The sequence below is a fragment of the Streptosporangium sp. NPDC004379 genome (genome assembly GCF_042873875.1).
In the GTDB taxonomy this organism is placed as follows: domain Bacteria; phylum Actinomycetota; class Actinomycetes; order Streptosporangiales; family Streptosporangiaceae; genus Streptosporangium.
Map to the genome: position 1 here is coordinate 1 of NZ_JBIAMC010000039.1, position 2,487 is coordinate 2,487.

Annotated in this window: 2 protein-coding genes; both read right to left on the minus strand. The window is 67.8% G+C overall.

What is annotated here, in order from left to right; all coding sequences use genetic code 11:
• Positions 1–269: 269 nt before the first annotated feature.
• Complete coding sequence (locus ACFYSC_RS36810) at positions 270–1,616, minus strand: hypothetical protein (RefSeq protein WP_389971024.1); 1,347 nt, start codon at positions 1,614–1,616, stop codon at positions 270–272.
• Positions 1,617–1,672: 56 nt separating this feature from the next.
• On the minus strand, positions 1,673–2,487 hold an 815-nt coding region (locus ACFYSC_RS36815; protein ID WP_389971027.1), incomplete at its 5' end, for a hypothetical protein.

Consider the following 2,487-nt stretch of genomic DNA (forward strand, 5'->3'; position numbering starts at 1 on the left):
GACCATGTCCAGGGCGGGGGCATGAGCCCAGGTGTCCAGCCGCCACTTCTGCCCGCAGGGGAAGGGCAACTGCAGATTCGGCGCGGCCAGCGCGGGGCTCACCGGGACGATCAGACCGACGGCGGCGAAGAGCACGGTGGTGACACCGGCTCGTAGGACAGCGGTTTTGGACATGAGACTCCTCCGGGGATCCGACCGCGCCGGCCGGCTTCTGATGGATGACGGGTTCGGACGCGGTCCCCGTCCTGCCGGTGGGACCACGACGACGGTCAGTTGACGGTGGCGGGTTGGGCGGACAGGAGGGTCTGGGTCCAGCCGCTGGTGTCGACGGTGCCTTGTGCGGTGATGTCGTCGCCGTTGTCGTCGTGGGGGTCGGTGTCGAGGTAGCGGTGCAGGGAGCCTTCGGGGCGGTGGCCGTAGTAGACGCCGCCTCCGGGGGAGATGAGGTGGTCGAAGACCTGCCAGGTGGAGTCGCGGAGTTGGTGGCGGGTGTAGGGGGTGCCGTCGATGCGGTAGGAGATGAGCAGGCCGGTGGCGGTGGTGCCCAGGAGCCAGTTGGAGGCGGTGGTGGTGAGGGTTTTGAGGGTGAAGCCGGAGCCGACGGTGGAGCCGGCGGAGATGTTGGTGATGGCGGGTTTGGCGGTGTTGACGATGTAGCGGCGCAGGACTCCGCCGGCGATGCCGAACAGGTGGGTGTTGCCGTCGTAGGCGAGCAGGTCGTGGGTCCAGCCGCCGCCGAGGTAGAGGGGTGGGTTGAAGGCGAGGGAGTCTTTGTTGGTGATGACGTCGATGCGGTAGAGCTTGCCGTCGGGGCCGTCTTCGGTGATGAGGATGGTGTTGAAGTTCAGGGTGGCCATGGCTTTGGGGGTGAAGCCGAGGGTGGCGGTGGAGACGACCGTTTTGGTGCGCTGGCCGGTGGCGGCGTCGATGGCGCTGTAGGTCAGCCGCCCGTCGGGCAGCACCCCGTAGACCGAAGCCGTGCCTTTCGGCCCGCTGACGTGGGGCAGGACGGTGTTGACGATGATCTGCGCGTCGGCGGCCTGTTCCTGGTAGCGGTCCGGGTAGGCCGACACCTGTACGGCCTGGCACACCTGACCGATCGGTGCGGTCTTCCAGGAGTTGTTGGGGTAGACCCGGAGCATCTTGTCGAGGAAGGCGTTGGTGGCCCACGTCGGGTTGAGGCGCTGGGCGGCGGTTCCCCAGGAGGCGCGCTGCTGGAACAGACCCAGGCTGTCGTGGTCGACCTCTTCGCTGATGTTCTGGATGCTGGTCTCGACGATTGTCGTGGCGATGGCGATCACGGCGGCCCGGGGGTCGAGGCCGCGGTCGTGCACGGCCTTGATGACCATACGGGCGCACGAGACGCGATAGGCGGACATGTAGCCGCGCATCTTCGCTCTGAGGGTGCCGTTGAGCTGGGTGGCCAGGGCCGCGTCGGTGGAGGTGGCGCCGCTGGGATCACAGGCGGCGAGTTGGTAGGCGGCGGTGACCTCGGAAGCGGTGGTGGGCCGCGGCGCCGGCTCGGCCGTCGCGGGGGATGCCACGGCCGGTGAACAGAGGACGATGATCATCGCCGCGACCGTGAGGCGGACACGGGAAAGGAGGGGCCTGAACATGGGGGAGTCCTTCGCAAGATCCGGCGTGTGCCGTCCGGTACGCGGAGTCGGCTGTGCTATCCGACGGTGGCGGGTTGGGCGGACAGGAGGGTCTGGGTCCAGCCGCTGGTGTCGACGGTGCCTTGTGCGGTGATGTCGTCGCCGTTGTCGTCGTGGGGGTCGGTGTCGAGGTAGCGGTGCAGGGAGCCTTCGGGGCGGTGGCCGTAGTAGACGCCGCCTCCGGGGGAGATGAGGTGGTCGAAGACCTGCCAGGTGGAGTCGCGGAGTTGGTGGCGGGTGTAGGGGGTGCCGTCGATGCGGTAGGAGATGAGCAGGCCGGTGGCGGTGGTGCCCAGGAGCCAGTTGGAGGCGGTGGTGGTGAGGGTTTTGAGGGTGAAGCCGGAGCCGACGGTGGAGCCGGCGGAGATGTTGGTGATGGCGGGTTTGGCGGTGTTGACGATGTAGCGGCGCAGGACTCCGCCGGCGATGCCGAACAGGTGGGTGTTGCCGTCGTAGGCGAGCAGGTCGTGGGTCCAGCCGCCGCCGAGGTAGAGGGGTGGGTTGAAGGCGAGGGAGTCTTTGTTGGTGATGACGTCGATGCGGTAGAGCTTGCCGTCGGGGCCGTCTTCGGTGATGAGGATGGTGTTGAAGTTCAGGGTGGCCATGGCTTTGGGGGTGAAGCCGAGGGTGGCGGTGGAGACGACCGTTTTGGTGCGCTGGCCGGTGGCGGCGTCGATGGCGCTGTAGGTCAGCCGCCCGTCGGGCAGCACCCCGTAGACCGAGGCGGTTCCCGTCGGGGCGCCGCAGTTGTCGCTGGTGACGTTGCGCCAGGTCTGGCTGTTCGATGAGCCGTAGGTGACGCCGTTGAAGGTGGGTTTGACGCGTTCGGAGC

Coding starts and splice junctions, on each gene's coding strand:
- ACFYSC_RS36810 (WP_389971024.1), bottom strand. CDS start 1,616: ATGTTCAGGCCCCTCCTTTCCCGTGTCCGCCTCACGGTCGCGGCGATG.